Source organism: Nocardia sp. NPDC051900 (genome assembly GCF_044452545.1).
GTDB lineage: Bacteria > Actinomycetota > Actinomycetes > Mycobacteriales > Mycobacteriaceae > Nocardia > Nocardia sichangensis.
Genome location: NZ_JBITBU010000068.1, coordinates 1 through 2861, shown reverse-complemented (window position 1 = coordinate 2861; position 2861 = coordinate 1). Strand labels below are relative to the sequence as shown.

The 2861-nt window shown below is 63.5% G+C and carries 3 protein-coding genes and 1 pseudogene; 3 read left to right on the top strand and 1 reads right to left on the bottom strand.

Annotated features, from left to right (window positions below; genetic code table 11):
- Window positions 1-10 precede the first annotated feature (10 nt).
- Window positions 11-229, top strand: coding sequence for a hypothetical protein (locus ACIA5H_RS37695; protein WP_397081137.1), 219 nt, complete (start codon window positions 11-13; stop codon window positions 227-229).
- Here ACIA5H_RS37695 and ACIA5H_RS37690 read toward each other — a convergent pair.
- Window positions 161-418 (bottom strand): annotated as a pseudogene (locus ACIA5H_RS37690) (recombinase family protein); the annotation flags it as partial. The gene ACIA5H_RS37695 and the pseudogene ACIA5H_RS37690 overlap by 69 nt on opposite strands.
- 175 nt (window positions 419-593) lie before the next feature.
- Here ACIA5H_RS37690 and ACIA5H_RS37685 point away from each other — a divergent pair.
- Window positions 594-863 (top strand): hypothetical protein, encoded by a 270-nt coding sequence (locus ACIA5H_RS37685; protein ID WP_397081135.1) that lies wholly within the window; start codon window positions 594-596, stop codon window positions 861-863.
- Window positions 864-1629: 766 nt separating this feature from the next.
- Window positions 1630-2787: a hypothetical protein gene (locus ACIA5H_RS37680; RefSeq protein ID WP_397081133.1), complete on the top strand. Its 1158-nt coding sequence runs from the start codon at window positions 1630-1632 to the stop codon at window positions 2785-2787.
- Window positions 2788-2861 lie beyond the last annotated feature (74 nt).

Here is a 2861-nt window from a genome sequence, read left to right as displayed (position 1 = left end):
CAGCCACGCTCTGCGCGCGCTGGAGGGCGAGTTCGGGATCGCGCTGCTGGTCCGGGGCAACCACGGGGTGAGTCTGACAGCGGCTGGGCGTGCCGCGCATGAACACCCGCTCCATGTGCGCGAACAGCGCCAGCAGCGCGACGGCGAGTTCGGCCATCGGGGAGTCGTCGGTGGTGTCGATCGGGATCGGGTCACGCAGTGTCTTGATCCCGATGCCCTGCTCCCGTAGTTCGTGCACCACGTTCAGGCATTCCCGCAGATTGCGTCCCAGCCGATCGAGGTTGGTCGCCACGATCGTGTCCCCCGCTCGCGCGTAGCGCAGCAGTTCGGCCAGCTGGGGCCGGTCGATCGTGGCACCGGTCTTCTTGTCCGCATAGATCCGTTCGTTCGGGATGCCGTGCTCGCCGAGTGCGACCAGTTGGCGTTCGAGGTCTTGGTGGGTGGTCGAGACGCGGGCGTATGTCGATGTTCGAAGTCCTCTGCGCGGATTACCGAAGTCGTCTTCACACGTGCCGCGACCACCTCGCTAGTGGCTGCGTTAGATCGAGGTTTAATACTTTTCCTCTATCAGTGCTGGTCGATGGTGTAGGGTCGTGAAATCTGTCGTTCCTCCGGCGATTAGGGGGCTCTACATGGTTCACGACCGACGCTCGCTCAGTCCCGAGGCGGTCGCTCAGCTCGGTGGGAATGCCTTGGCGGGGGTTAAGGAATTCCTGAAGGCGCATGGCGCTGATGAGCTCGGCCCAGGCACTTTGATCATCGGCATTTGGATTGAGGATCGAGCCGAACTACTGCAGGTGCAGGTGAGGGAAACCGATCGAGGGCAATTCGGCGTCACCGACATTCAGCGATATGAACCCTGACAGGGGGCCAAACCACTCGCAGCGAAGCGAGCAACTGCTGTGCCCCAGTGCGTCTGCGGAGCCTGGTGAGTCTGTTTTGATCGGCGTCGCGGAGGTAGTGTCCGGCGCTCTTCGAATCGTGCCTACATCCCGCCCGGAGCCGGTCACGGATGAAATCCTTGAGGCTGCTGCACCGCTGACACCCACGCAAGTCTTCCGTTTCGCTGGTCGTTGCCGCGAGAGCTGTACTCACTTCCAGAACGATTCCTGCCAGATCGCCGTCGGGAGCGTGCAACATCTCGATGAGGTCGCCGCTGAACTTCCGCACTGCTCGATCCGTCGGCACTGCCGCTGGTTCCGGCAGGAAGGCCCAGCGATCTGTAAACGCTGCCCCCAGGTCCTCACCCAGCAAGCTAAACCAACAAACGATATCCGCCGGATCGTCGAGCATCCCTGAGAGGTTCGCGCTGCTCATGCAATGCAGAGGCAGTTGTGCCAGGAGACATGCCTCGGCCTGATCAATCGAAGTGGTCACGCAGGTAGTCCATGGTAGGGGGCAGGCCGCTGCTCAACAGTTTGATGACGCAATCCGTGAGACAGCCTCGCCACCTGCGAAGTTGAAACGTTGTGCTCAGGCATAGTTTCGGATCGAACGGGGTGCGTTTGATTGACGCTCGCTGTCATTCGGCCCCTGAGCAAGGAGTCTGCGATGCCTCTCCCCTTACCTCCTGTGGTTCACGGTCCGATCACGCCCTCGTCCCCCCTCGTGAAGGTCACCGGAGTCTTGGTGGGAGCCGAGATCGAACTACTTGTCGGCGGTGCCCGGATCGGATTGATCACCGCTTCCGCCAATGGCACCACGTGGGTTCCGGTCGACATAGCACCCACTCTGGGGCACATCGTTACCGCGACCCAGAAGTCCCCGGACGGCACAAGCGCGGCGTCACCGCAGGGGGTTGCCGTCGTCGCGGTGCCTAACCCACTGCCGCCGGCAGTGTTCATCTCCCCGTTGTCGACGGCGATGTCCGCTGTTCAGCTCGCTGGCCTGGTGCCCGGCGCCAACGTCGAACTCCGGAACAACGGCACGGTGGTCGGGCATGCGATCGCAACCGACACCACCAGTTGGGTCAACATCGCGCCCGAAGCGACCCTCGCCGCGGGCACGCCGATCACCGTACGACAGGACCTCGACAGCATCCTGAGCCCAGCCGTGAACAGCCTGCCGATCACCTCACTAGGCCGCGAGCAGGTAGAAGCACCGGGCATCGCGACACCGGTCCACGCCTGCGAGTCGAGCATCACCGTCACCAGCGCCATCCCGTCCGCTGATCTGCTGATCGACAACGAAGGCACCAGCGCGGTCTGGCACAACGTCGCCCACGCGTACGTCGCGTGGGGCGCGCCGCCGTTCCAGCAAGGCAAACTCGTTGCACGCCAAACGTTCCCGCGGTTGAACATGACCAGCCCCGACACCGTCGTCCCCGTCGACCCGGCCACCCCACCACCAACCCCGACCGTCCAAGACGACATCTGCCCACAGGTAGCGCAGATCTACGTCTCGGGTCTTGCCCCCGGCGGCATTCTCAGCCTCTACACGGTGACTCCCGACCCCAAGAACCCCGCCACCCTCGTCGCGACCGCGATCGGCACCGCGGGCATCAGCGCCACGACCGAGACATTCGCGCTACCGCCAGACCTGGCACCTGTCACACCAGCTGGTGTCGCCGTCCAGATCGTCGCCAGCCAAACCAGGTGCGGCCTGGCCAGCGGCTACTCGCCCGCAGTGGGGTTCGCCAAACCTGGGGGCCCGTATACAACAGTCATTCTCGCCGGCCCAGTCTACGTTTGTACGCGCGTGGTGGTCGTGCAAAGTGCCCACATCGGCGCGCAGCTCGTCGCCGTGTCGGGGAAAACCGGTCAGCCACTAGGCAGTGTCTCGAAGTAGTTGTTGGGTCAGAGCCATTGGTCGATGGCGGCGATCTGGATGACGGCCAGGTAGCGGGTGGCGAGTTTCTCGTA